Below are 25,575 nucleotides of genomic sequence, written 5' to 3' on the forward strand. Positions count from 1 at the left end.
CTTAGGTAGACCCTCTAAATTGTCAGATAGCGCTCAATGACTCTATCCGGAATTCTAAGAACCCGGCAAGCGCGATCTGCCACTCCGTAAGACACGATAATTCCACCTTCATCTTGGCAAATGCCAGCCGCAAACTCGAGACCTTTTCTTTGCAGATAAAAAGGCTCACTGATTTCAAGTAACTCCAAGTCCTTGGTAAACCAAACAAAGCTGTGGGTATACGATCTTCTGCCATTCCACATATTGGGTGCTTGATGTACTAGCCCCAGATACCCGCCTTGATATTCGATGAGCTGGGTGCCTCCCCTAGCATCATGGTTGGTGATCTTTCGAAGGCTTCCCTGAACAACCGCTGTTCTACCTTCAATTTTGATGAGGTTTAAAGGTGAGAAGCTATAGATTAAATTTAAGACCCCATCCTGAACTATGGGTGTCCAATTTTTCTCCAATGAAAATCCGGTGGGGGAGTCAAGGGAGATGGCATCAACCACTACATTCTTTTCAATGCAAAAAAGTACTTGTTTAACTACCTCTTTTTGCCCTTGTAGTTGGGCTGCTGCGCCAATCCCCCAAAGCTTATCTTGCCAATAAAATAAACGGGTATCGCTCATACAATGTTTGATGCAAAAGCCCGCATCTCGCAATAAACGCTCGTCTAGCGCAGAGCTAGTAATCACCTTAAATGCATTGTCTAAGGTGTAGATATAGTTAATGTCATCAATTTTGGCGCTATTTTCAATGTAGTCAACATCGTCGTAACAGCGCAGACGTGATGATCTGGCTACCATGAGGTATCCGGATGGCGTTTTGATAATGCTCGGATTTACCGATGGATTAAGCCCCGATGTGCTGATTTTGATGGGATCGAGATCAAAAGATTGGGTTAAGACCTGTGCCGATGCCATGGCAATACGCCCAGCCAGCTCTGATTTATCGCGTTTAGACATCCAGAGTTTTTGACGCCAATTCCGGCCAAAAATCAGCCTAAGCAGGAGGTGATCGATTCGAATGGGGTTTTTCAATGGAATTTGCCCTAGAACGCATTAAAGTTGGTCAATCTTGCGATCATATAGGATTGCCCAGAGAGCCAAAAGTGCCTGCCGCACAAAGCCCATCCCCAGAAAGGGCCGGTTTCTATCTTCAGGTAGGTTTTTAGCGATAAATAGAATTTACGCTGTATGAAGAGATTTTGAGGGATAAACCCGATTTAGCGAGGAAGACCCCTGAATTGTTTACAATATCCATAACAAACCCCCAAATATATCAATAAGGTTGATGATGTCAGTAGATGTAAGGCCGGAAAACCCAGACTCAGAAATCTCCCTCCTGGATATCCTCTCATTCCTATCTGATTCCTGGAAAAAACTGGCCGCCGCCGCCCTAGCTGGAGCCGTGCTGGGCTTAGGTTTCTGGTTCCTGGTGGCCTCCTATCAGGTCAGCATCAACCTACGCAATAACGAGAGGCTCGGAATCCTGTCAATCAAGTCCCTCCAAGCCACGCTCCCCAACCTGGCCGCTGAAATCCTCGAAAAAAATCAGGCCCCCGAGGGCAAGGTAGGCCAGTACAGGTCCATGAGCAACCCCGAGTTCTGGAAAAAGGCCCTAACTCCAGTTTTCTCTCTCACCAAGGCCGACATCAAGGACCTCGGGGCCGAGGTCAAGGATGCCAATAATTCGATCCTGTTCCTAGTGATTCAGGGGTCGGGCGGCTCCAAGGAGTCGGCGACCCAGAGTGCGGACGCAATCACCCAGTTCTTTCGTGAGGGCGGGGCCTACATGGCCATCCGCGATCTGTTCTCGACCCAGAGGGCTGACTTCCTGGGCGCCCAGGCCAGGATCGAGTCCAAGGTGAACTCCACCCTGATCGAGCTCGAATACCAAAAGACCCGCCTTAAGAGCTTAGAGGATTTGGGCAAACGATTCCCGGTGGAGTCCCGCAGCTCCATCCAGGCATTTGACCCCAAGGACTCCGGCGCCAAGTACCTCCCAATCAACACCCAGATCATCGCGATCAACACCGACATCAACAACAACATCGAGAGCCTGTCCCGACTCAAGGATCACCAGGCACAGCAGGAGCAGATCAAGCTCTGGCTCGAGCGCTCGGGCGAGCTCATCGACAAGAGCTACAACGGACTCGAGCTCAACACGCAGCTCCTGGCGCTTGAGGCCAAGTTTCGGGGCGAGATCAAGAGCGCCGACCCCAAGGCCTTCGCCTTCGTGGACGACCTTCGCACCAGCCTACTCTCCTATGAGGCCAGGTTCCGCTGGGGCCTGCTCCAGGACGGCACGCCAACGGCCAAAAAGCCCGGCATGCTCAAGTTCACTGCGGCCGGATTTATCGCGGCACTCTTTCTGGCGCTGGTGGCCCTCCTAGGCCAGCGGGTCTGGATCAACATCAAGGGCGTTGGCGCGAAATGAAAAGGGTGAGGAGTCGCTACCCAAGAGTCGAAGTGCACCTGCGCCCGGAAAGCAGTGCAAACTGGTGCGCGGGATCGGGCATTAGCGGGCTTGAGCCTTTGAGTATGAGTAATTAATTAGCACTTTGATATTCCGATGACAATTCCAAAAGACTCCAAAATATACGTTGCTGGCCATAGGGGCTTGGTAGGCTCTGCCATCGTCAGGCGGTTGGAGTCGGGTGGATATACCAATTTAGTGGTTCGCACCCATCAAGAATTAGACTTGTTAGATCAGGCGTCAGTGAATCATTTTTTTGAATCAGAAAAGCCCGAATACGTTTTTTTAGCAGCGGCGATGGTGGGCGGTATTCAGGCCAATAATACTTACCCTGCTGAATTTATTTATGAGAACCTGATGGTTCAAAATAATGTCATGCACGCGGCACATAAAGAGGGCGCCAAGTGGTTTTGCTTTTTAGGTTCCAGTTGTATTTATCCCCGCGATTGTCCGCAGCCGATTAAGGAAGAATATTTCTTAAGTGGGCCACTCGAGAAAACCAATGAGCCCTATGCGATAGCAAAAATTGCTGGTATTGAATTATGTAATGTCTATAACCAAGGCGCAGGAACACGTTTTGTAAGTGTGATGCCTACTAATTTGTACGGTCCCAACGATCATTATGATTTGGCTAAAAGCCATGTGCTGCCAGCCTTGATTCGTAAAGCGCACGAGGCCAAGTTAAGGGGCGATTCGGAGTTAGTGGTGTGGGGCTCCGGAAAACCTTATCGTGAATTTTTGTATGTTGACGATATGGCTGACGCCTGTATTTTCTTGATGGAAAATAGAATCGACGAAGGTATGTATAACGTTGGCGTTGGTGAAGATGTGACTATTCGTGAATTAGCCGAAACAGTAATGGATGTGATCGGCTTTCAAGGGCAAATTGTGTTTGATGCCAGTAAGCCTGATGGAACTCCACGCAAGTTGATGGATGTCTCGAGAATGGCTGGCTTGGGATGGAAAGCAAAAACTTCATTGAATGATGGGATTGCATTTTCTTATAGAGATTTTTTACAAAGAAGTCATGACTCATAATTGCTTAAGGTAGATATAAAGAAAATGATAAAGATAATTACAAATTGCCGGATTTGTGGAGAGAATCAATTAACCTCTTTAATGCTGCTAGAGAACCAGGCGCTAACAGGAGTATTTCCTAAAACAAAAACTGAAAAAGTCACTAGTGGAGCAGTTGAGTTAGTGAAGTGCACCAGTTCGAATGGCTGTGGTTTAGTTCAGCTAAGACAAAGCTATGACTTGAGCGAGATGTATGGTTTAAATTATGGCTATCGATCAGGCCTTAATGCCAGCATGGTGAAGCATTTGCATTCAAAGGTCGCCAATGTCTTGGAGATGAATATCCTTCAAAAGAATGATCTCATTATTGATATTGGGAGTAATGATGCGACTACTTTACGCGCCTACCCTCAGGGTGAATATGATTTGGTGGGAATTGATCCAACGGGCTTAAAGTTTTCTGAATACTATCCAAAAGAAATTCGCTTAATTCCAGAGTTTTTTTCTGCAGATGCGGTTACAAAAGCATTGGGTGATAAGAAGGCAAAAGTCATTACCTCTTTTTCAATGTTTTACGATCTTGAAGATCCAGTTGCTTTTGCTAAAGAGATTGAAGGTGCCCTGGCAGATGATGGTGTTTGGATTTTTGAGCAGAGCTATCTTCCTGCAATGCTCCGCACAAATTCATTCGATACGATTTGTCACGAGCACCTAGAGTTTTATGCCGTGAAGCAAATTTTATGGATTGCAGAAAAAGCAGGCTTGAAAGTTTTGGATGTTGAATTCAATGATGTGAATGGGGGTAGTTTTTCAATTACCTGCGCTAAGGTTGACTCAAAGTATGAGCCTAATCACGAAAAGTTAAATAAAATATTGGCAGATGAAACGAAGCTTGGATTAGATACGACCGAAGCTTTTGACGCTTTTAAAGTACGGGTTGAGCAAGCTAGAAATGACCTAATGAATTTTCTTAAAAAAGCAAAGTCAGAAGGCAAGCGAGTCTGTGGATTAGGGGCCTCTACCAAAGGTAATGTATTACTTCAATACTATGGAATCACCGAAGATTTAATTTCGGAAATTGGTGAAGTCAATAGTGATAAATTTGGATCGTTCACTCCTGGCACTTTAATTCCGTTGACCCCCGAAGCTGAGGTTCTAGCTTTTAATCCAGATTACCTGCTAGTGCTGCCATGGCACTTTAGAGCTTTTTTTGAATCTTTAGGATCAATGAAGGGGAGAAAGTTAGTCTTTCCATTGCCCGATTTTCAAGTTGTTCATCTCTAAAATTTTTACGTGCGGAATTTAATTTTGGTTCAGCCTATGTCGATTTTGCTACGTCGACTTTGGTTGTCTTTTAACTCGCGTCGAAAAATTCAGTTTGGCTTCCTTTTTATTCTAATGTTGATTGCCTCCTTGGCGGAGATTATTAGCATTGGTGCTGTTTTGCCATTTTTAGGCGCATTAACTTCCCCTGATAAGTTATTTAACAGTCAGTTGGCTCAGCCGGTAATTAGAGTTTTAGGTGTTTCCGAACCAAAGCAGCTATTAGTACCCCTTACAATTGCCTTCGTTATTGCTTCAGTGTTTTCGGGGTTGGCAAGACTGGTTTTGCTTTGGGCGCAAACTAGACTTAGTCATGCCATTGGCGCCGACTTAAGCATCAGCATCTATCGTCGAACCCTTTATCAGCCCTATGCAATTCATGTGGGGCGAAATACAAGTGAAATTATTGGGGGTATTTCTAATAAGGCAAATTTGGTCGTCTATCAAATACTTCTGCCTTTGCTGACTATTTTTAGCTCAGTTTTAATTTTAATTGCTATTTTATTGGCCCTAGTTGCTATTGAACCCTCGGTTGCTGTTTCTGTATTTGTTGGCTTTGGCGGAATTTATGCATTAGTAATACTTATAACTAAAAAAAGATTGACGCTGTATGGTCAGCAAATTAGTAAAGATTCAAATAGAGTTATTAAGGTGCTACAAGAGGGGCTTGGAGGTATTCGTGATATTTTGATCGATGGCACTCAAGAGGCATATTGTAAAATTTATACGGATGCAGATATTCCTCTGCGCCGTGCGCAGGCTAGTGTTCAGATTTTTGGGGGTGCTCCGAGATTTGTAATTGAAGCCTTAGGAATGGTATTGATAGCCTTCGTAGCTTTTTTATTGTCAAGACGTCCAGAGGGAATCTCAGCGGCCATACCTATACTTGGTGCATTAGCTTTAGGTGCTCAAAGACTATTACCATTGCTTCAACAATCTTATGCTAGCTGGGCTTTGCTAAAAAGTGGCCAAGCATCATTGGCGGATGTACTTGGCCTGCTTGATCAGAGGTTGCCTGACCACTCCCATTCGCAATTGTCCAAGAGATTGCCCTTTAATTATGAGATTGAGTTTAATAATTTAAGATTTCAATATGGACCAGATCAACCCTGGGTATTGGATGGGATAAACCTAAAAATTGCCACGGGGTCTCGAGTTGGCTTTATTGGCGCTACTGGAAGTGGTAAAAGTACTTTGCTAGATATTTTGATGGGGTTGCTATTCCCAACCCAGGGTCGTTTAATGATTGATGGAGAATCAATCATCGCAAAAAATCACAGGGGGTGGCAGGCGCATATTGCCCATGTTCCACAGTCCATTTATTTGGCCGATACTACGATAGCAGAAAATATTGCATTTGGCATTCCTGTTGAGGAAATTGATTTCGATGCCGTTCGCTTTGCCGCCCAAAGAGCGCAGTTATCTGAGGTTATTGAATCTTGGGATGCTAAATACAATACGTTCGTTGGCGAAAGAGGAGTACGTCTATCAGGAGGGCAGCGTCAACGGATCGGAATTGCTCGGGCACTTTATAAGAATGCTGACGTCATTATTCTTGATGAGGCTACCAGTGCACTCGATAATGAGACGGAGTTATCGGTAATGTCTGCTATCGAGTGTATTGATAAGAAAATAACGTTAATTATTGTGGCTCATCGACTTACGACTTTAAAGAATTGTAGCCAAGTAATTGAAATGTCTGCAGGGAGGATTAAACGTGCTGGAAGTTATCAAGACATCATTGGGTCTGCAATTTGAAGTTCATCTTTAAATTTAATAAATTGATATAGAGTAGATATGAAAATATTAGTTACTGGTGCCGATGGTTTTATTGGCTCCCACCTCACTGAAGCGTTGGTCAAGGCTGGTCATGAGGTCAAGGCATTTGTTCTCTACAATTCGTTTAATTCTTGGGGTTGGTTGGATCAATGCTTGCCAGAAGTCAAAGGAAGATTTGAGGTTTTTGCTGGAGACATTCGTGACCCCAACGGAGTGCATGAGGCAATGAAAGGTTGTGACGCTGTTTTGCATCTAGCTGCATTAATAGCAATCCCATATTCATATCATTCGCCCGATACATATGTAGACGTCAATGTGAAGGGGACCTTAAATATCCTTCAGGCTGCTCGCAGTTTAGATATAAAACGAGTTATTCATACTTCAACGAGTGAAGTTTATGGCACAGCAAGATTTGTGCCCATTACTGAAGAGCACCCCTTGCAAGGGCAGTCACCATATTCCGCCACAAAGATTGCCGCTGATCAACTGGCTTTTTCTTTTTATGCCTCTTTTGGTCTTCCGGTAGTAACAATTCGCCCGTTTAACACTTATGGGCCCCGCCAATCAGCGCGTGCAGTTATCCCTACTATCATCACGCAAATAGCGAATGGAGAGCGGAGAATAAAATTGGGCTCAGTTTCACCTACGCGTGATTTTAATTATGTACAGGATACCGTTGCGGGTTTTATTGCTGCGCTAAATTCTGATAAGGGCTTGGGCGAGGTCATTAACTTAGGGAGCAACTTCGAAATATCGGTAGGTGATACTGCGCATCTCATTGCCGAAGCGATGAATATTGACATTGAGATCATTACTGACGAAGTGCGTTTGCGCCCAGAGAATTCTGAGGTCGAGCGCTTATGGGCGGACAATACTAAAGCAAGCCAATTGTTTGATTGGCAGCCAAGCTATGGTGGGCGCGAGGGTTTTAAGCGTGGCCTTAGTGAAACTGCTCAGTGGTTCTCCCAACTAGGAAATCTTCGTGGATATAAAGCGAATATTTATAATATATAAATGATATGAGTGATCGGACCGATCTTGCTATTCAAGTTGTAACTGCTATCCGTTCTGTAGTTGGCGCGGGGCCTGCCCCATTAAGCGAGCCCAGCTTTGCAGGTAACGAATGGTTATACCTTAAAGAGTGCCTAGACTCAACATTTGTCTCATCGGTGGGAAAATTTGTCGATCGTTTCGAGATTGATTTGGCGAAATTTACTGGCGCTAAATATGCAGTGGCTGTGGTAAATGGCACGGCAGCGTTGCATATTGCCCTAAAACTTGCGGGCGTAAAAGCTGGTGATGAAGTATTGGTACCCGCCCTTACTTTTATTGCCACAACCAATGCCGTCGCCTATTGCAACGCTTCACCACATCTTGTGGATAGCGATCTGGTTACATTAGGTGTTGACGCTGTCAAGTTGCGAAATTACTTACTTAGCCACACTGAGCAACGTTCTAATCAATGTATTAATAATCGTGCCACTGGGCAGGTAATACGTGCATTGGTACCCATGCATACCTTTGGCCACCCAGTTGATATGGATGGTTTGCTGGCTATTGCGCATGACTTTAATATATTGCTCGTAGAAGATGCGGCCGAATCTTTAGGTAGTTACTATCAAGGACAACATACTGGGACTTTTGGGTTAATGGGAACACTCAGTTTTAATGGTAATAAAGCCATTACTACTGGCGGAGGTGGCGCCATACTGACCAATGATGCCAAACACTTAACCACCACCGCTAAGTTGCCGCATGCATGGGAATTTCGTCATGATGAAATTGGCTATAACTACCGCCTTCCAAACTTAAACGCTGCTTTGGGTTGCGCCCAATTGGAGCAATTGCCAGTGAAGCTTTCTGCCAAAAAAGCATTATTTGCATGCTATCTAATTGCTTTTGAGCGAGTTGTGGGGGTGAAGCTTATGCCAGAGCCAGAGAAATGCCAAAGTAATTACTGGTTACAAACGTTGTTGTTGGATGTGGGGAATGAAGATCAACGTGACGCCATCTTGAAGGTTAACAATGATGCTGGTTTTATGACTCGCCCTGCCTGGACATTGATGGATGAGTTGACTCCATTTAAAGGATGTCCACGGATGGACTTGACTATGGCGAAATCACTGGTGCAGCGCTTAATTAATATCCCAAGCAGTTCACATTTGGTTTTAGCGGCATCATGACTAAACCTAAGCTAATCTTAGTTGGTGCCGGCGGTCACGCTCATTCATGTATTGATGTGATTGAGCGGCATGGGCATTTTCAGATCGCTGGATTAGTGGGTTTACCAGAGCAAAGGGACGCTCAACACCTAGAGTATGGGTATGCTGTGATTGGCACTGATAGTGATTTATCTTGCCTAGCGAAGACCTATCAATATGCTTTAATTACTATTGGGCAAATACAGAGTGCGGAGCACCGTATTCGCCTATATCAGCAAGTTAGGCAATTGGGCTATCAATTGCCCATCATCATTTCGCCTACTGCTCATATTTCTAGTCACGCCACGCTTGGAGTTGGGACTATTGTTATGCATGGAGCTATCGTTAATGCTGGCGCTAGTGTTGGAAATAACTGCATTATTAATAGTCGTGCGCTGATTGAGCACGATGCGAGAGTTGAGGATCATTGCCATATTTCTACTGGAGCCATTCTGAATGGGGATGTGACTGTTGGCTCTGGCAGCTTTATTGGTAGTGGTAGCATCATTAAGCAAGGTATCGTTATTGGCGGAGATTGTCTAGTGGGAATGGGATTAGGGGTTAGGTATGATCTTACTAACAACACCCAATTTACGGGGTATGGAAAGGTATGAAGAATAAAACCCTAATCATCGCTGAAGCAGGCGTAAATCACAATGGGGACATAGGTTTAGCCAAGCAATTGATTGACGTGGCAGCTGAAGCTGGTGCTGATATGGTCAAGTTTCAAACTTTTAATGCTAACCGTCAAGTAACGCGTACTGCCAAAAAAGCCGATTACCAAAGTCAGGCTACCGACAGTGCGGAATCTCAACATGAAATGTTGAGTAGATTAGAGTTAACAGAAGCCATGCATCTTGAGCTTATTGCCCATTGTGAAATACGGAACATTGGTTTCTTATCTACTGGTTTTGATATTGAAAGTATCGATTTGTTATCAAATCTTGGTCAGGAGTGTTTTAAGGTTCCATCCGGTGAAATTACTAACTTACCGTATTTGCGTCACATTGGCCAACTCGGAAAAATTATTATTCTTTCTACCGGCATGTCAACCTTAGGAGATATAGAAGCGGCTATTGACGTTCTGGAGAGTGCCGGCACACCTCGCATTAAGATTACTGTTTTACATTGCACGACTGAATACCCAACCCCTATGGCTGAAGTAAATTTACGTGCCATGCAAAGCATTCATACGGCCTTTGGTACGGCAGTTGGCTATTCTGATCACACGCAAGGGATGGAGGTTGCTATTGCAGCTGTTGCGATGGGTGCCGTTGTGATTGAAAAACACTTTACATTAGACCGCAATCTACCTGGCCCCGATCATCAAGCCAGTCTTGAGCCGGAAGAGCTTAATGCCATGGTTGCGGCTATTCGTAATATAGAAGTTGCGCTCGGCGATGGCATTAAGCGCTTAACACCTAGCGAAGCTAGGAACAAATCGGTAGTACGTAAATCCATAGTTGCCAGTCGCGACATTAAAGCTGGTGAGCAATTTACTGCCGAAAACATCGCTACCAAAAGACCTGGCATGGGCATTTCACCTATGCGGTGGGATGAAGTGCTAGGAAAAAGTGCAAAGCGGGATTTTTTGTCTGATGAGTCAATAGAATTATGAGAAAAATTTGTGTCATTACTGGTACACGTGCCGAATACGGGTTGCTGCGTTGGGTTATGCAGGGAATTAAGGATGATCCCGCGCTCAGTTTGCAAACTATTGTTACTGGTATGCACTTATCACCAGAATTTGGCCTTACCTATCAAGCGATAGAGGGAGATGGTTTTCTGATTGACCGCAAGGTAGAAATGTTGACTAGCTCGGATACTTCGGTTGGCATTGCTAAATCTATGGGCCTAGGTTTGATTGGTTTTGCCGATGCTTTACATGAATTACAGCCGGATTTAGTTGTGGTTTTAGGAGATCGATTTGAGATATTCTCTGCGGTATCTGCAGCATTAGTGGCGCGCATACCAGTGGCACATTTGCATGGTGGTGAGACTACTGAGGGCGCCCTTGATGAGGCGCTCAGACATTCGATTACTAAAATGTCGCACTTGCACTTTGTTGCCGCAGAAAAATATCGTGAACGAGTAATTCAGTTGGGGGAGTCTCCCGAGCGAGTATTTTTGGTTGGCGGTCTGGCGATGGACAATCTAGAGCGCTTAGAAATTCTTGGTAAAGAAGAATTGGAATGTATGCTAGGCCTTAAGTTTGAAAAAAAGAGCTTATTGATCACTTTTCATCCGGCAACTCTCGAGCATGGCGCAGCTGCCAATCAAATGGAGGAATTACTTGCTGCCTTGGATCAATTGGGGGGCACACAACTTATCTTTACCATGCCAAATTGCGATACAGAGAGTAGGATTTTAATTAAAATGATTGAACGGTTTGTTGGGCAGAACCCGAATGCCCACTCTTTTATATCTCTTGGTGAGCAACGCTATCTTTCGTGTATTGCTCAAGTGGATGGTGTAATAGGAAATTCATCGAGTGGTTTGCTAGAGGTGCCGAGCTTCAAAAAAGGCACAGTTAACATTGGAGCTCGACAGGAAGGTAGACTGATGGCTACCAGCGTGATTAATTGCGGCCCTGACCGAGAAGATATTTCTCGCGCTATCAGACAACTTTACACAAAAAAATTCCAGGAGGGCCTTCAGTCTACTATTAATCCGTATGGGATTGGCGGGGCAAGCGAAAAAATTATACAAACATTAAAAAATTACCCGCTCTCGAATCTTCTTAAAAAGAGATTTTATGATTTACCCAAAGCGGCGATGGAGCAATGATGATAATAAAATCACCCGAACCAATTTGGTCTAAGGCAACTCTAAATGTAAATTCAACAATTGGTGAGGTTGTTCAAAATTTAGATCAACTCGGAATAAAAATAGTTTTAGTAACCAAAGATAGTGGAGAGCTTGAGGGAACTATTTCTGATGGGGACATTAGGCGAGCTCTTTTACGGGGATTGAATTTGAAGAGTTCAATTACGAGCGTGATCCATCGTAACGCATTAGTTGTCCCTCCTGACTTGGAGAGAGCATTGGTCAGGCAACTCATGATTGCCAATAAGATTCAACAAATTCCAGTGGTTGATGATAAAAATTGCGTAGTTGGGATGCATCTCTGGGATGAGGTAGTTATATCGCCTATTAGAGATAACATTATCATTATTATGGCCGGGGGCAAGGGAAAGAGAATGCGCCCGTTCACTGAAAGTTGCCCAAAACCTCTCTTATTAATCTCGGGAAAACCAATGCTTGAGCATATTATTAATCGAGCTAAGCAGGAGGGATTTAATAAATTTATATTGGCGATTCAATACCTTGGCCATATGATCGAGGAGTATTTTGGAGATGGTAGCCTTTTTGGTGTAAACATAACTTATTTGCGTGAGGATTCGCCATTGGGGACTGCGGGCGCTCTTAGTTTGCTTGACCCAATTCCTGAAAAACCTTTTTTGGTAACAAATGGAGATGTTATTACAGATATTCGTTATGGTGAATTGCTTGATTTTCATGAGCGCCATGGTGCTGTTGCCACTATGGCAGTTCGTTTACATGAGTGGCAGCATCCTTTTGGCGTAGTTCATACACAAGGCATAGAAATTACTGGATTTGAAGAAAAGCCAGTTTCTCTCAGTCATATTAATGCTGGCGTATACGCATTAAATCCAGAGGCATTAGATGTCTTATCTTCGAATGAATCTTGCGATATGCCCGCTCTATTTGAAAGTTTAAAGGGACAGCGCAAATTAACCATTGCATATCCAATGCATGAGCCTTGGCTTGACGTGGGCCGCCCAGATGATTTTGAGCGTGCGCAAATTAATCTGGATGCTCTTAAGATTTAATAACTTTAGCCACCTAGTGAGAAAATATGATAATTGGACCAAGTTTAAACACCGATCTGAATCCGTACGACAAAGACGAGCAAGATCTTGAAATATTTTATGGGCTGCCACGAAAGGTGCAGTTTTGCAAAATATGTAATATGTCAAATCAGCAGCCAATGTCTAGTAATGAGTATGCTCATAGCCATTCATCAACAAAGAACACATTAACATTTAATGAAGAGGGTGTTTGTCATGCCTGTAGTTTCAATAAGCTTAAAGAGTCTGGTGAGATTGATTGGGACGAGCGTGAGCGGGAGTTGCTTGATTTATGTGATAGGTTTCGCCGAGAAGATGGAAGTTATGACTGCATAGTAGGCGGTAGCGGTGGAAAAGATAGTGCAATGCAGTCTCATTTATTAAAATATAAATACGGAATGCATCCCTTGACGGTGACTTGGTCCCCGCACTTATACACAGACATAGGATGGAAGAATTTTCAAAACTGGCTTCATGTTGGCGGTTTTGATAATTTTCTCTATACACCAAATGGAAAAATTCATCGACTGCTTACAAGAAATGCAACGATCAATTTGCTACATCCTTTCCAGCCTTTTATTCTCGGCCAAAAAACCTTTGTTGCTAAGATGGCTGCGCAATTAGGCATCCCATTAATTTTTTATGGAGAAATGCCGGGTGAGTATGGTGAGAAGATTTCTCATAAGGTATCAAGCTATTCATCTGATTCAGAGAGCGGAGATGGTGCTGGATTCTCGCTCGACTATATTAGCGGTAAGGATATCCGCGATGTCTATTTGGGAGGTAAGTTGATAGGTGAGTACCTTGAAGATGGCGTACAGTTGGCCGATTTAAAAAGTTATCTCCCAATGGATTCAGAGATTCTTCGTAAAAAAGGTATCGATTTCAAATATCTCGGGTATTACAAGCGCTGGGTTCCTCAGGAAGCTTATTACTATGCGGTTGAAAACACAGGGTTTGAGGCTAACCCTGTTCGCACCGAAGGTACATATTCAAAGTACAACAGTCTAGATGATAAGGTCGATGGATTTTTTTACTTTACGCGCTGGATTAAATTCGGTGTAGGTCGTGCCATGATGGATTCGGCACAAGAAATACGCAATCATCATATTTCAAAAGAAGAGGGTATTGCGTTAATGCGCCGTTACGAGGGCGAATATCCCGCTCGTTATGAGAAAGAATTTCTGGAGTATATAAGCATGACCCAAGAGGAATTTTTAGAGTTGTGTGATCGCTTCCGATCCCCTCATCTCTGGAAGATTGAGTATGGGCAGTGGAAGCTACGTCATACCCCTTGGGGTGATATTAAGTGATTCCGAGATGAGAAATATTCGCCTTATCGCTCGACTTGATATTAAAGGGCGGAATTTAATTAAAGGGATCCATTTGGAGGGTTTGCGAGTCATTGGATCTCCGAACGAATTCGCATATCTCTATTATCAGCAGGGCGCAGATGAATTGTTGTATATGGATAGTGTCGCAAGTTTATATGGTCGTAACCATCTAGCGGATATTATTAGTGAGGCTGTCAAAGATATTTTTGTACCCATAACCGTAGGGGGTGGCATACGATCACTCGATGATGCTACGGCTATTTTGCGTGCAGGAGCCGATAAAGTTGCCGTGAATACTGCGGCAGTCGCTCATCCTGAGTTAATTAGTAATATTGCCTGGCAATTTGGCAGTCAGTGCATGGTTCTGTCTATTGAAGCTAAGAAAATAGGCCCAGATCGTTGGGAGGTGTATACGGATAATGGTCGCGAACCGACTGGATTGGACGTTATTGAGTGGGTCAAGAAGGGTGTGGCAATGGGGGCTGGGGAGGTATTGTTAACCTCAATCGATAGAGAGGGAACGCGCAAGGGTTTTGATGTTGAGCTAGTCAGTGCGGTATCGGCGGAAGTTTCTGTGCCAATAATTGCTAGTGGAGGCATGGGCAAGCCCGCGGATTTAGTGGCAGTTGTCAACGGAGGCGGCGCTGATGCGGTGGCAATGGCTGACATACTCCACTATAAGCGCACAGAGATTGCTGATATTAGAGTGGCTGCCGAAAATGCGGGAATTAGAGTAAGGCATTATGAGTGCGCCTGATGTCATAGTAATCGATTACGGAGTCGGTAACCTTCTTAGTGTTCAGCGTGGGCTAGAATTCTGTGGCGCAAAAGTATTATTGACATCTGATCCTGAGAAAATCCTAGCCGCTAAGCGAGTTGTGTTGCCTGGAGTCGGAGCTTTTAAAAATGCAATGCAAGCATTAAAAAATCTTGAATTAGTGGAGGTTATATGCAAGATTGCAAGAAACAATACTCCCTTGCTCGGTATTTGCTTGGGGATGCAACTTCTGCTTGATGAGAGCGAGGAGTTTGGAGTAACAAGGGGGCTAGGATTAATTCCTGGCAGGGTGATTCCAGTGCCCCGAGTCGATCAAGAGGGTTTAGACCAAAAAATTCCGCATATTGGATGGGAGGAGTTGTATCCCGCAGCTAGAGGGGCTGAGTGGGGATTGAATCTTCTTGCAGACACTCGCCGTGGCGATTCAGTGTACTTTGTGCACTCTTTTATGGCGGATTCCAATGAGCCCAAGCATCGCATTGCTGATTGTAGTTATGGTGGGCACAATATTGCTGCAGTGATAGCTAAAGATAATATTATGGGCTGTCAGTTTCATCCGGAAAAAAGCGGCGAAGTTGGGTTAAGGATTTTGCATAGATTTTTAATGCAATGAAGATACTAGCCTTGATTCCAGCTCGTGGAGGTTCAAAACGACTGCCTGGTAAAAATACCAAAATTCTTGGGGAAAAGCCTTTAATTGTTTGGAGTATTGATGTAGTTAAGGGGTTGCCTAATATATGCGATGTACTAGTTTCAACTGATGCCCCAGATATCTCCGCAATAGCATCTAATGCTGGCGCCTTGGTGCCCTGGCTAAGACCTAAATATTTATCTGATGATAATGCTACCTCTGTAGACGTGGCGTTGCACGCGTTAAATTGGTATGAGGAAGCTAACGGTCCAGTTGATGGCATATTACTTCTGCAGCCCACATCTCCATTTCGTAGGGTAGAAGACATTACTAGGGGGATTAACCTTTTCGCCAATCGAAAACCATGTGCTATTGTTGGGGTATCGCCAGCCAGCCAGCACCCATTTTTATGTTTAAAGATTGAGGGGCAGCGTCCGATTCCATATGTCGAAGGGGCTGACTTCGCTATGCGATCTCAGGATTTTCCTAAAGCCTACGTTGTTAGTGGAGCTTTTTATCTTATAAGTCCCTCGATCCTCCGCTATGCAAAAACATTTTATGGGGATTATTGGATGCCGCTAATAATCAATGGCATTATGCAAAATATAGATATTGATACCTTGGATGATTGGTATATGGCAGAATACTATTTGACTAAAAATAATGAAATTTAATATCTAGGCTATATTATAATATATGACTGTGATATAAAATCTATTCAATGATTAAGCTAATTATTAAAAAGGAAAAAAATGGATTATGAAGATTATTCCAACTGGAAAGGTTGGCTAAATAAGGTTCCATTCGGGAGTCTATCTATAGATTCTAGGAATAAATATAAATTACAATTAGATAAACTACATGTTGATTATAAAAATATTAACGCGTTAGAAATTGGCTTTGGAAATGGCGGATTTATTAAATTTCTTTTGGAAAATGGTAGCAATGTTGAGGGTATTGAAATACAGGAATCATTGTTGGAGGAGGCCTCAAACTTGGGGATCCCCGCACATAATTCATTGGCAAGTCTCACAAATGGACCTTATGACCTGATAGTGGGCTTTGATGTTTTAGAGCATTTGACCTTAGAGCAACTACAGCAGTATTTTTTGGTGTTTAAATCAGTCTTAAAGCCAGATGGAAAAATGATCTTTAGATTTCCAAATGGCGATTCATTTGTGGGATTAAGTGCACAGAATGGCGATTTTACTCATGTAACAGCTATTGGCTTATCAAAGCTAGAGCAGCTTATTCGGCCTCTTGGGTTTAAAATAGCAATATATGAGGGCGCACTGGTTTATCCAAGAAGCAAGCTAAAACATTTACATTTTTTGCGTAAATTTCTTCGCTATCTTACAATGCAGGCGCTTGGATTTGGTAGCCCATATTTTTTCTCGGGAGATATCGTTACGGTGTTAACTTTGGATCACAATAAAGGATAATTTTTTTGAGTGCAGAGTCCTTTTCATTTGTAACTTTAGTAAGACAATCTTCCTTATTAGTAAAGGATTTAGGTTTACATTTTATTTCTAATGGAAAAATCTTTAGCGAGCTATTGCTTATTAAGGGGGTTTCACTTTGGGAAATTATGGTTGTTGATCTTGCTCTTTATAGAGTTTCCGAGCTTTTGGATGGGAGAATCAAAGGGAGGGATTACAAAAAGTATCTTTTATTAAAATTAAAAAAAAGCTATTTTTTTCTGAAAAAGATATTAGCGTTGAGATATCTTAAATTAGATAAAAGCGGATGCGAGTCTTGGCCAAAAAATGAAACTATTTTATTCCTCGGATTTTCTTGGTATTTAGCGCGGGATGTCTTGCTGCCTATTGCTGAAGAGATGATGGGCAATGATTCATTAATACCCATTCTTCTGGTTGATGAGGTTCCAGAATTAATTGAAAAACAAGGTGTATTTTGTGGTACCCACTTGGCACGCACTCATCGTACAAGCAAAGTCAGGAAATGGGGTCTTGATTTTGCTAAAAAGTCTGAGCTGAGGGTATTGGAAATAATTAAAAACAATAAGGGCTTCCAAGTATCGCCACGTGTTGCGCCTATGAAACTGCAGCGCAACATCTCCGAAGCATTGATCAAGGGTGCATTTTATTTATCGGATACCTTGGCACTTGCAAAGCATATCATTGAGGAGCACCATCCTTCGGTAGTTGTTTCGATTGATTGCGCAGATCCACGTACACGTGCTTACATGCAAATTGCCCGTAAGATAGGAATTCCGACGGTTCAAATTCAAGCAGGACCTATTGATGAGGGTTGCGCCGAGTGGAAATTTTTTCAAGATGATTGGGTTTTTGTGCAAGGTGAAATGCCAAAGGATCAATTGATTAGTCATGGAGTGCCGTTAGAAAAAATAGTTGTAACAGGATCCCCGCGGTATGACAGATTATGCCAGTCCACAAAAGCCGAAATACTGGCCCTAAGAGAGAGGTTTGGAATCCCCACATCGGCTCGCATTTTAGTTTTGGCATCTACATACTCTCTGGCTGCGTTTGGCCAAAATGCAGTCTCATCACTAAGAGTAATGAAAAAAACATTATTTGAAGCTATAAATACAACGCCAGATGTGTGGTTAATTGTTAAGCCGCACCCACTGGAAAATGTGCAAGAAACTCGTAATTTAGCGGCTGGTTTTGCTCGAATTGTCTTTGCAGGGCATGATGAAAATATTCGCCAATATATCTGTGCCAGCGATGCATTTTTATCATTTGGGTCCACGGCAACCTATGAGGCATTGATTATTAATAAGCCTACTATATGTTTGCGATTTAGTGGCTGGGGCGAATTAGTGAGTGATTTTTTGGCGACGAGTAGTGCGCTATGTTTAGCCACTAATGCCCAAGAGCTTTTGAGAGCCCTGAAGGAGGTGGCAGTTGATGGAGGTGTTGAAATGCTAGAAAAAAACGCCTTTAGACGAAAAGAATTTATTGATTCCATAATAAGTCATGATGCTGAGGGGGCTAGCAAAAAAATTGCGGCCAGATTGGTATCTTTGGCAGAAAGTTATACCAACGAAAATCGTAAAATCAAAACATATTAAAAAATGCATGTTGCTTAACAACGGATATAAAAGAGCCGGGGAGATATATCTTCTAATCTTAATCAGGTGACCATGGAAAAAATTAAGTTATCAATCTGCATGGCAACATACATGAGGGGCAGTTTTATTGCTGAGACATTGGATTCAATCGCTCCTCAATTGATTAAGGGGGTTGAACTTATTATTCTGGATGGGGCCTCCCCCGATAATACCGAGGAAGTTGTAGCTAGTTACGTTAGTCGCAATCCAAGAATCAAGTACATACGCGCAGATATAAATTCTGGAGTCGATCAGGATTATGATAAAGCAGTTAGTTATGCAAGCGGTGATTATTGTTGGTTAATGACAGATGATGATTTATTAGTGCCAGGCGCAATTGAGCGGGTATTGCGTTTAATTGCAGAAAATCCTGATTTAATAGTAGTTAATTCGAAGGTGATGACTGCGGATCTCAAGGGCTTATTGTCCACAGCAATTCTTCCTTTAGACGGTTTGACATGCTATACAGAGCTAGAGTCCGACAGATTTTTTGCGGAGACTGCCAGTTATTTATCATTCATTGGGTGTGTTGTTATTCGCAGAGCATTGTGGGGCAAAAGACAGCGGTCAAAGTATTACGGAACGTTATTTATTCATGTCGGCGTTATTTTTCAGGATCTATTAAATTTAGCCCTAGTGATCAGGGAGCCGCAAATTATTATTCGCTATGGAAATGCGATGTGGACATCGCGAGGCTTCGAAATTTGGATGTTTAAATGGCCTAAATTAGTTTGGTCGTTTAAAAAATATTCAAATCTAACAAAAAATTCTGTCTGCCCAAGGTATCCATGGAAAAGTATTAAAAACTTAGTTCTCTATAGGGCACTGGGTGGCTATGGATTATCCGAGTATGGCCAATATATAAGAATTAATTCAAGCCACATGAGGCGCCTAATAAGCTACGTAATTGCATTGTTTCCTGAAAGTGTATTAAATTTCGCTGCAAGTTTTTATTGCATTTTTATTAATAAAAAAGCGTTGTTTGGATTGTATAGCCTTTCTATAAGCAAATATTCAACTTATATTAGTAGGCATTTCGCGCAGCGCTTATTAAAAGATATTCCACGCAAATGAAAACTGCTCTTGTAACTGGCATTACTGGTCAAGATGGATTCTATTTAACAAATCTATTGCTTAAAAAGGGTTATAAGGTCGTAGGTGTTGTTAGAAGTTTAAACTCCAAAAATATATTTTTAAATGGCGCTGAAAATAAAATTCAATATGTGGAGTGGGACATGGTGGATGAGAGTGCCATACGGGCTGCTATTGAAAAATTTTCACCCACAGAGATCTATAATTTAGCAGCATATGCAACAGGAATTGGCATGTATGATGACCCTATACAGATTTCTGAAATTAATGGACTAGCAGTTCTAAGATTGCTCGAAGCCATAAGAAAAGTAAATCCAGAAATTCGTTTTTGTCAGGCATCAAGCAGGGAGATTTTCGGTGAGGCGCTAGAAAGCCCGCTAACTGAAACTAGCAATGTTAATCCAAGAAGTCCTTATGGTGTTGCAAAGTTATACGCAGACAATATGCTAAAAATATATCGACAGCATTATGGACTGTTTTGTTGTTCCGCAATCTTATTCAATCACGAAAGTGAAAGAAGGGGGTTGCAATATGTAACCAGAAAAATAACATTTGCAGCTGCTAATATTAAACTTGGGATTGCCAATGAATTACATCTAGGTTCACTTTCTGCATTGCGAGATTGGGGATTTGCAGGTGATTATGTAATGGGTATGTGGATGATGTTGCAACAAGCTAAGCCAGAAGATTATGTTTTTGCCACCGGCGAGAGTCATTCGGTCCATGAGTTTTGTGAGATAGCATTTAATAGACTGGGATTAAACTTTTCAGAATATGTGAAGCTAGATGAACAGTCATATCGAGTGGATGAGTCAATTCCCTTGGTTGGGTCGGCCGCAAAGGCTAAATTGAAGCTTGGATGGTCTCCTACTATTTCATTTAAAGAGCTTGTGGAGAGGATGGTAAATTCTGACTATAGTCATTTGAAAGACTGTCTTTGATCATACTTGAGTGGCCTTGCTTTTACTTTCGCTCCTGGATGTATCAAAGCATTGCTGGGCGTTTTATTGATGGAACAACTTTCCTAAGCTTTGGGACGGTGGCGGGTAATGATAATGCTTTAATGGGCGGGATAGATGCCACTAACTAGTGCAATACAATGGCTAAAGCGATAATCATTTGAGTATGAAAAAAAAATCAGTTCGATATTTTATGCAAAAAGTATCAAGAGCTTCGATTGCATTGGAATCCTTGATGCTAGCCTTGTTGGTTGCAATAATGACTTTACCAAGATCATATACAGCTTTAAAGCTGTCGCTCTTGATGGCAATAATCTTGTTAGCCACACCACAGATCCGTATGGTTATTGGCTTCATGAAGAAAGTTGATGTGATTGGCTTCTATTGTTCAGTCGCAATTCTTGGATGCCTATGGACAATTGTGGGCCTAATTAATGGTGGGATCATTCCATCATTAATTGACTATTTTAGATTGTATGTCGGTTGGAGTTTGGCTTATCTTATTATGGTCTCATTAATATATATCGCAGGTGGTCTTTATATATTTCATAGAGCAGCAGTTCTGAGTGCAATTTTAATTTCTTTGATAAATATTGCGGGTGTTTTGGATGTCATGTACGGATTCTATTTGATACCGGAGTCTGTAAGTAAGTCGCTAGCGATGAACATCGGGTTTCATGAAGGTTATATACAAATAACATCTTCCAATATAGGAAGTTTATTTTTTTTGGTAACTTATTTAATTGCGATATATGTTCGTAAAGATACGCAACTATTTCGAAACCCCTACACTCATATTGCTCTTGTACTCGGATTAATTTGTGCGGCTCTATCAGGGCGCCGAGCTTTGTGGGTAACAATAGCGCTGCAGCCCTTAGTTTTGCTGGTGGCTTTCATTTTTGCTGGTGGTCGTAATAGATTTAGATTTTCATTTTATTCAATTTTTCTTTATGGACTTACGATTATTTTTTTAGTTTCAGCAGTTAGTGGATTACTGGATATAGATTTTACCGGGACCTTAGAGCATTTATATCAAGCTTTTAGCGATGAGGATGTAAGGTATGCCCAAAGACAGGGCTTGATAAATGGATTTTTTGACCATTTAATAATCGGGTCTGGGTTCGGTGGAAACATATTCTCTCCAGACGATGAAAGGGCTGGAACTTATGAATCAACTTTCCATCAGATTCTATTTAATTTCGGCATCGTCGGAGTTTCTTTGATCTTATTTATATTCTTTAGATATCTAAGAATTTGCCTGGTGAACACCAAGGCTCTTTATCCGCTAGACGGGGTCTCATTTTGTCTCATTATTGGACTGCTGTCATTCCTTATTGGCGCTTATTCCAACCCATATTTAGGCTCATTTGACTTCCTTCTTTATATTGCGATTTTGCCTTTAATTGCAGGCGTCAAGTCTGCTGCTAAATTTTCGACTAATAAAGAAGCAAGTAAGTATTCAAATTCTACGAGGGCGACTGATTGAGGTCTGATGATATTTTATCGGTAATAGTAAGCTACAACGATGCATTCGCCCTTCAACGATGTGTTGATTCCGTCTTATCCCAGACTGGCTACGTTCATATAGTTGACAACAATTCAAATCCTGAGGTGCAAAATGCTTTATTGAGATTACAAGCTGAAGAGGGCTTAAGTATTTGTAAATTTCCAGAAAATCGAGGGATAGCCTCGGCATTGAATGAGGGTGTGCGAAGGGCGCAACTATTGGGGTGCAAGTGGTTGCTAACGATGGATCAGGATAGCGCGCTTGGTTTTGAAATGATTCAGTTGTATTGTGATTACCTAAAGAAGAACCCTCAAGTTGTTAGTCTCACACCATCCATTCAAGATTTAAATCGCAGGCATGTGGTTGAAGAGGGTGGAGTGGTGGAGTATGCAATTTCATCTGGTAATTTGGTGCGAGTTGATGTCTTTGACAAGATAGGCCTTTATAACGATGCACTTTTTATAGATAGTGTTGATTTCGAGTTCTCGCTACGACTAAGGGCCGCAGGGATGATGATACATCGCGTAGAAAATGCAAAAATGGCACATAGACTTGGAGGAACTGTTGGAAAAGGAAATTTTTTAAAGCGCTTTTATACTAACCACTCACCAACCCGTCGTTACTATATGGCGCGTAACACACTATATCTTATTGAATGGTATGGGATGAAATTTCCCTTGTTCATGCTTAGGCTTCTTGCGGTTTCTTTATGTAGTTTTGCAGCGATTATTGTTTATGGTCCTGAGCGAATGGAAAGTATAAGGTGTATTGTTCTGGGTGTTTTTGATTATGCAAGGCGACGCTTAGGCTCTATTCGGAGGAGATAGACTGCTCGCAATAGGCATTAATGTGGTTGATTAAGACATTCTTAATCTATGTTTTAAGGCCAGTAGGCAAATCATCCTATGACTTACCCCTCAAGAGATTATTTTTCTGGTAGATAGAAGTGTGGCTATATGAATCCATATCTTGCTTAAAGTTCTGATGTGCTAGCTACCTGTAGTGCGAATTTTCTGCTGTCTAGAAAAAGCTATACTTTAACTATTGATACACTATCTTAAGAGACCGATTAATACACCCCAATGAAATACCGCCCAGAGATAGATGGACTAAGAGCATTAGCTGTAATACCCGTTATCCTTTTCCACGCTGGTTTTAATTACTTTAGCGGTGGTTTTGTTGGAGTTGATGTTTTTTTTGTCATTAGTGGCTACTTAATTACCACTATTATTCTTGCTGAACTGGAGGAGAGCAAGTTTTCAATCATTAATTTTTACGAGCGAAGAGCTCGTAGAATACTTCCAGTTTTATTCTTTGTAATGGCAGTATGCATTCCATTTGCTTGGATTTTACTTCCTCCATTTGAGTTAGCAAGCTTCTCAAAAAGTCTAATAGCAGTTCCATTATTCCTTTCCAATTTCTTTTTTTGGAGAGAGGGCGGGTATTTTGAAACTGCCGCAGAACTCAAGCCCCTGCTACATACTTGGAGTCTTGCGGTTGAGGAGCAATACTATGTTTTTTTTCCGATATTTCTTATGTTATGTTGGAGGCTGGGAAGGCGTTGGGTATTAGGCGCAATCATTTTGATTGCAATCGTGAGTTTAATTTCGGCGCAAATAGGTTCTATATATAAGCCTGTGCCTAATTTCTTCTTACTGCCAACACGTGCTTGGGAGTTAGCAATTGGCGCATCAGCTGTTTTTTATATTTCCAACAGAAATATAATGATGCTGACATCTCTCGCAAGACAAATCTTAAGCGGATTAGGCTTTTTGCTAATCACAACATCGATTTTTGTTTTTAATAAAGATACTCCATTCCCCAGCATTTATGCTTTGGTTCCAACTATTGGTACTGTTCTAATATTGTTGTTTGCCCTACCAGATACTTTGGTGGGGAAAGTACTTGGGAGTAGACTTCTCGTTTTTATAGGACTTATAAGCTATAGCGCATATCTTTGGCATCAGCCTATATTTGCTTTCTCTCGCTACTATTTTAATTCAATCAGTGGCACATTGATGGTTATCTTGGTAATCATTACATTACTTCTAAGTGTCATAACCTGGCGATATATTGAGCGTCCGTTTAGAGATAGGACTCAAATTTCAAGAAAGACTATTTTTATCGTCAGTTTGGCGCTGAGTTTAATTTTTATTACTTTTGGCTATTTCTCCTGCAGGCTATTTGGTTCCTCGTCCAACTTTGGGGTTGAGGCGCGTATTGCAAAAGAATTATCCACAGCAAATGCTGTTTATTCCTCAAATATGGATGAGAGAAAGTTTATTAAATATAGGATTCAATTTGAGAATCTAAGCGTAGATTCAGTGGTGCTTGGCTCATCAAGAGTTATGCAAATTGGCGAGCATAATTATAGAGATAAGATTATTAATTTAGGTGTAAGCGGCTCTTCAATTGAGGACGATATTGCTATCGCTGATATGGCAATCAAAAAGTTTAAACCCTCCACTATATTCATTGGGGCTGATCCTTGGCTCTTCAACTCTAAATCAGGACAAGGGCGCTGGAGGTCTCTCAATAATGAATACATCTCTGCACTATCAAGCCTTAAATTAAGTACAACATCCATAGCTAATTTGACTGATAATAATAAGCAATCGAGATTTTTTACAGTTGCCTCAAAAATATATGATGCAGTTAATCTTCAGAAATTTAATGCCATTAATGACATCCCTGAATCTAGGGATAAAATTAGAAGAGATGGAAGTCGTGTTTACAATTTAGCATATGCTAATAAAAATCAAAAAGAGATTAGCTCTGAATTTAATGACTTATTAAATTATGCAATGACTGATTATGATTACTCCAAAGAATCTCAGGAAATATTTGGAAGATTTATAGATGCATATTCTAAAAATCATAATGTTGTCCTAGTTTTATCTCCCTACCACCCTGATTTATACGAGCGTATGAAAATTGAACGTCCAATTTATTTGGAAATTGAAGCTAATTTTAGAGATTTTTCTAAATTGCACGGAGTTAAAATTATTGGTTCTTATAACCCCTATATAGTTGGGTGTAATTCAACAGATTTTTATGATGGAATGCATCCAAAAGAGGCGTGTATGGCCAGGATTATGAAAGAATTCAAAGGTCTTGACTGATATAGGGTAAATTTCCTTTACTTATATTTTATTGACTATAAGGGCTATTTATCTTTCTTGCAAGATCGGATGAGATATTTCCGATATTATGTTAAATAATGAAGATTAAATTTTTATTTTGAATTTAAAATTCTCCACTTATTTCAATTATGTCAAATAAATATTATCCAGCGGAAAATTCCTGATATGACTTTAAATAAAATTACATTTGTTTCGGTTGTTTATAACAATATCTATGACACAGTTAATTTTTGCCAATCATTGTGTGATCAGGATTTGGGTAATACCCCCGCCCCTTAACCTGAGTTAAAAGTAGAATTTCTAAGTTGTTTGATTTAAAGGAAATTCTATGAAAACCTCCCGCTTTACCGATAGCCAAATCATGGCCATCCTCAAACAAGCCGAG

Annotated in this window: 22 protein-coding genes; 21 read left to right on the top strand and 1 reads right to left on the bottom strand. The window is 41.7% G+C overall.

The window, feature by feature from the left end:
- Window positions 1-14: 14 nt before the first annotated feature.
- Window positions 15-947 (bottom strand): glycoside hydrolase family protein, encoded by a 933-nt coding sequence (locus ICN12_RS05205; protein WP_216271217.1) that lies wholly within the window; start codon window positions 945-947, stop codon window positions 15-17.
- Window positions 948-1,275: 328 nt separating this feature from the next.
- On the opposite strand from ICN12_RS05205, the gene ICN12_RS05210 reads away from it, so the two are divergent.
- The 21 genes from ICN12_RS05210 to ICN12_RS05310 all read left to right on the top strand — a co-directional run bounded on the left by ICN12_RS05210 (window position 1,276) and on the right by ICN12_RS05310 (window position 25,169).
- Window positions 1,276-2,421: a hypothetical protein gene (locus tag ICN12_RS05210; protein WP_216271219.1), complete on the top strand. Its 1,146-nt coding sequence runs from the start codon at window positions 1,276-1,278 to the stop codon at window positions 2,419-2,421.
- A gap of 135 nt (window positions 2,422-2,556) precedes the next feature.
- Entirely contained in the window at window positions 2,557-3,498 is a 942-nt protein-coding gene (locus ICN12_RS05215; protein ID WP_216271221.1) for a GDP-L-fucose synthase family protein, read from the top strand.
- A 24-nt stretch (window positions 3,499-3,522) separates the two neighbouring features.
- Entirely contained in the window at window positions 3,523-4,761 is a 1,239-nt protein-coding gene (locus ICN12_RS05220; protein ID WP_216271223.1) for a class I SAM-dependent methyltransferase, read from the top strand.
- 114 nt (window positions 4,762-4,875) lie between these two features.
- Complete coding sequence (locus ICN12_RS05225; RefSeq protein WP_216271225.1) at window positions 4,876-6,558, top strand: ABC transporter ATP-binding protein; 1,683 nt, start codon at window positions 4,876-4,878, stop codon at window positions 6,556-6,558.
- Between the two features lie 39 nt (window positions 6,559-6,597).
- The gene (locus ICN12_RS05230; RefSeq protein WP_216271227.1) at window positions 6,598-7,593 is read left to right on the top strand and encodes an NAD-dependent 4,6-dehydratase LegB; all 996 of its coding nucleotides are present in this window, start codon (window positions 6,598-6,600) and stop codon (window positions 7,591-7,593) included.
- Between the two features lie 5 nt (window positions 7,594-7,598).
- Entirely contained in the window at window positions 7,599-8,762 is a 1,164-nt protein-coding gene (locus ICN12_RS05235) for a LegC family aminotransferase (RefSeq protein ID WP_216271229.1), read from the top strand.
- Window positions 8,759-9,394: a NeuD/PglB/VioB family sugar acetyltransferase gene (locus ICN12_RS05240; protein ID WP_216271231.1), complete on the top strand. Its 636-nt coding sequence runs from the start codon at window positions 8,759-8,761 to the stop codon at window positions 9,392-9,394. Before ICN12_RS05235 ends, ICN12_RS05240 begins: the two co-directional genes overlap by 4 nt.
- Window positions 9,391-10,398, top strand: a complete 1,008-nt coding sequence (gene neuB / locus ICN12_RS05245) for an N-acetylneuraminate synthase (RefSeq protein ID WP_216271233.1) — start codon at window positions 9,391-9,393, stop codon at window positions 10,396-10,398. Before ICN12_RS05240 ends, neuB begins: the two co-directional genes overlap by 4 nt.
- Entirely contained in the window at window positions 10,395-11,567 is a 1,173-nt protein-coding gene (gene neuC / locus ICN12_RS05250) for a UDP-N-acetylglucosamine 2-epimerase (RefSeq protein ID WP_216271235.1), read from the top strand. Before neuB ends, neuC begins: the two co-directional genes overlap by 4 nt.
- On the top strand, window positions 11,564-12,634 hold the full coding sequence (locus ICN12_RS05255) for a nucleotidyltransferase family protein (RefSeq protein WP_216271237.1): 1,071 nt from the start codon (window positions 11,564-11,566) through the stop codon (window positions 12,632-12,634). The genes neuC and ICN12_RS05255 overlap by 4 nt, the downstream gene beginning before the upstream one ends.
- 26 nt (window positions 12,635-12,660) lie before the next feature.
- Window positions 12,661-13,965, top strand: coding sequence for an N-acetyl sugar amidotransferase (locus ICN12_RS05260; RefSeq protein WP_216271239.1), 1,305 nt, complete (start codon window positions 12,661-12,663; stop codon window positions 13,963-13,965).
- Between the two features lie 7 nt (window positions 13,966-13,972).
- Window positions 13,973-14,743, top strand: coding sequence for an imidazole glycerol phosphate synthase subunit HisF (gene hisF, locus ICN12_RS05265; protein WP_216271241.1), 771 nt, complete (start codon window positions 13,973-13,975; stop codon window positions 14,741-14,743).
- Complete coding sequence (gene hisH, locus ICN12_RS05270; RefSeq protein WP_216271243.1) at window positions 14,730-15,377, top strand: imidazole glycerol phosphate synthase subunit HisH; 648 nt, start codon at window positions 14,730-14,732, stop codon at window positions 15,375-15,377. Before hisF ends, hisH begins: the two co-directional genes overlap by 14 nt.
- Complete coding sequence (locus tag ICN12_RS05275; protein ID WP_216271245.1) at window positions 15,374-16,069, top strand: acylneuraminate cytidylyltransferase family protein; 696 nt, start codon at window positions 15,374-15,376, stop codon at window positions 16,067-16,069. Before hisH ends, ICN12_RS05275 begins: the two co-directional genes overlap by 4 nt.
- A gap of 78 nt (window positions 16,070-16,147) precedes the next feature.
- Window positions 16,148-16,837: a class I SAM-dependent methyltransferase gene (locus ICN12_RS05280; RefSeq protein WP_216271246.1), complete on the top strand. Its 690-nt coding sequence runs from the start codon at window positions 16,148-16,150 to the stop codon at window positions 16,835-16,837.
- A gap of 5 nt (window positions 16,838-16,842) precedes the next feature.
- A complete protein-coding gene (locus tag ICN12_RS05285; RefSeq protein ID WP_216271248.1) occupies window positions 16,843-18,450 on the top strand; it encodes a CDP-glycerol glycerophosphotransferase family protein in 1,608 nt (535 codons plus the stop codon).
- A 72-nt stretch (window positions 18,451-18,522) separates the two neighbouring features.
- Window positions 18,523-19,563 (top strand): glycosyltransferase family 2 protein, encoded by a 1,041-nt coding sequence (locus tag ICN12_RS05290; protein WP_216271250.1) that lies wholly within the window; start codon window positions 18,523-18,525, stop codon window positions 19,561-19,563.
- Window positions 19,560-20,522: a GDP-mannose 4,6-dehydratase gene (locus tag ICN12_RS05295; protein ID WP_216271252.1), complete on the top strand. Its 963-nt coding sequence runs from the start codon at window positions 19,560-19,562 to the stop codon at window positions 20,520-20,522. The genes ICN12_RS05290 and ICN12_RS05295 overlap by 4 nt, the downstream gene beginning before the upstream one ends.
- Before the next feature lie 184 nt (window positions 20,523-20,706).
- Window positions 20,707-22,026, top strand: a complete 1,320-nt coding sequence (locus ICN12_RS05300) for an O-antigen ligase family protein (protein ID WP_216271254.1) — start codon at window positions 20,707-20,709, stop codon at window positions 22,024-22,026.
- Window positions 22,023-22,874, top strand: a complete 852-nt coding sequence (locus ICN12_RS05305) for a glycosyltransferase family 2 protein (RefSeq protein ID WP_216271256.1) — start codon at window positions 22,023-22,025, stop codon at window positions 22,872-22,874. Before ICN12_RS05300 ends, ICN12_RS05305 begins: the two co-directional genes overlap by 4 nt.
- 255 nt (window positions 22,875-23,129) lie before the next feature.
- Entirely contained in the window at window positions 23,130-25,169 is a 2,040-nt protein-coding gene (locus ICN12_RS05310; RefSeq protein WP_216271258.1) for an acyltransferase family protein, read from the top strand.
- Window positions 25,170-25,575 lie beyond the last annotated feature (406 nt).

Origin of the sequence: Polynucleobacter sp. AM-25C3 (assembly GCF_018882335.1) — a bacterium.
Classification (GTDB): Bacteria; Pseudomonadota; Gammaproteobacteria; order Burkholderiales; family Burkholderiaceae; genus Polynucleobacter.

Bases quoted from the DNA above. Each gene is read 5' to 3' on its own strand.
- hisH (WP_216271243.1), top strand. From the start codon at position 14,730: ATGAGTGCGCCTGATGTCATAGTAATCGATTACGGAGTCGGTAACCTT.
- hisF (WP_216271241.1), top strand. From the start codon at position 13,973: ATGAGAAATATTCGCCTTATCGCTCGACTTGATATTAAAGGGCGGAAT.
- ICN12_RS05215 (WP_216271221.1), top strand. From the start codon at position 2,557: ATGACAATTCCAAAAGACTCCAAAATATACGTTGCTGGCCATAGGGGC.
- ICN12_RS05300 (WP_216271254.1), top strand. From the start codon at position 20,707: ATGAAAAAAAAATCAGTTCGATATTTTATGCAAAAAGTATCAAGAGCT.
- ICN12_RS05210 (WP_216271219.1), top strand. From the start codon at position 1,276: ATGATGTCAGTAGATGTAAGGCCGGAAAACCCAGACTCAGAAATCTCC.
- ICN12_RS05290 (WP_216271250.1), top strand. From the start codon at position 18,523: ATGGAAAAAATTAAGTTATCAATCTGCATGGCAACATACATGAGGGGC.
- ICN12_RS05220 (WP_216271223.1), top strand. From the start codon at position 3,523: ATGATAAAGATAATTACAAATTGCCGGATTTGTGGAGAGAATCAATTA.
- ICN12_RS05230 (WP_216271227.1), top strand. From the start codon at position 6,598: ATGAAAATATTAGTTACTGGTGCCGATGGTTTTATTGGCTCCCACCTC.
- ICN12_RS05240 (WP_216271231.1), top strand. From the start codon at position 8,759: ATGACTAAACCTAAGCTAATCTTAGTTGGTGCCGGCGGTCACGCTCAT.
- ICN12_RS05310 (WP_216271258.1), top strand. From the start codon at position 23,130: ATGAAATACCGCCCAGAGATAGATGGACTAAGAGCATTAGCTGTAATA.
- ICN12_RS05295 (WP_216271252.1), top strand. From the start codon at position 19,560: ATGAAAACTGCTCTTGTAACTGGCATTACTGGTCAAGATGGATTCTAT.
- ICN12_RS05280 (WP_216271246.1), top strand. From the start codon at position 16,148: ATGGATTATGAAGATTATTCCAACTGGAAAGGTTGGCTAAATAAGGTT.
- ICN12_RS05205 (WP_216271217.1), bottom strand. From the start codon at position 947: ATGTCTAAACGCGATAAATCAGAGCTGGCTGGGCGTATTGCCATGGCA.
- neuC (WP_216271235.1), top strand. From the start codon at position 10,395: ATGAGAAAAATTTGTGTCATTACTGGTACACGTGCCGAATACGGGTTG.
- neuB (WP_216271233.1), top strand. From the start codon at position 9,391: ATGAAGAATAAAACCCTAATCATCGCTGAAGCAGGCGTAAATCACAAT.
- ICN12_RS05260 (WP_216271239.1), top strand. From the start codon at position 12,661: ATGATAATTGGACCAAGTTTAAACACCGATCTGAATCCGTACGACAAA.
- ICN12_RS05235 (WP_216271229.1), top strand. From the start codon at position 7,599: ATGAGTGATCGGACCGATCTTGCTATTCAAGTTGTAACTGCTATCCGT.
- ICN12_RS05225 (WP_216271225.1), top strand. From the start codon at position 4,876: ATGTTGATTGCCTCCTTGGCGGAGATTATTAGCATTGGTGCTGTTTTG.
- ICN12_RS05255 (WP_216271237.1), top strand. From the start codon at position 11,564: ATGATGATAATAAAATCACCCGAACCAATTTGGTCTAAGGCAACTCTA.
- ICN12_RS05275 (WP_216271245.1), top strand. From the start codon at position 15,374: ATGAAGATACTAGCCTTGATTCCAGCTCGTGGAGGTTCAAAACGACTG.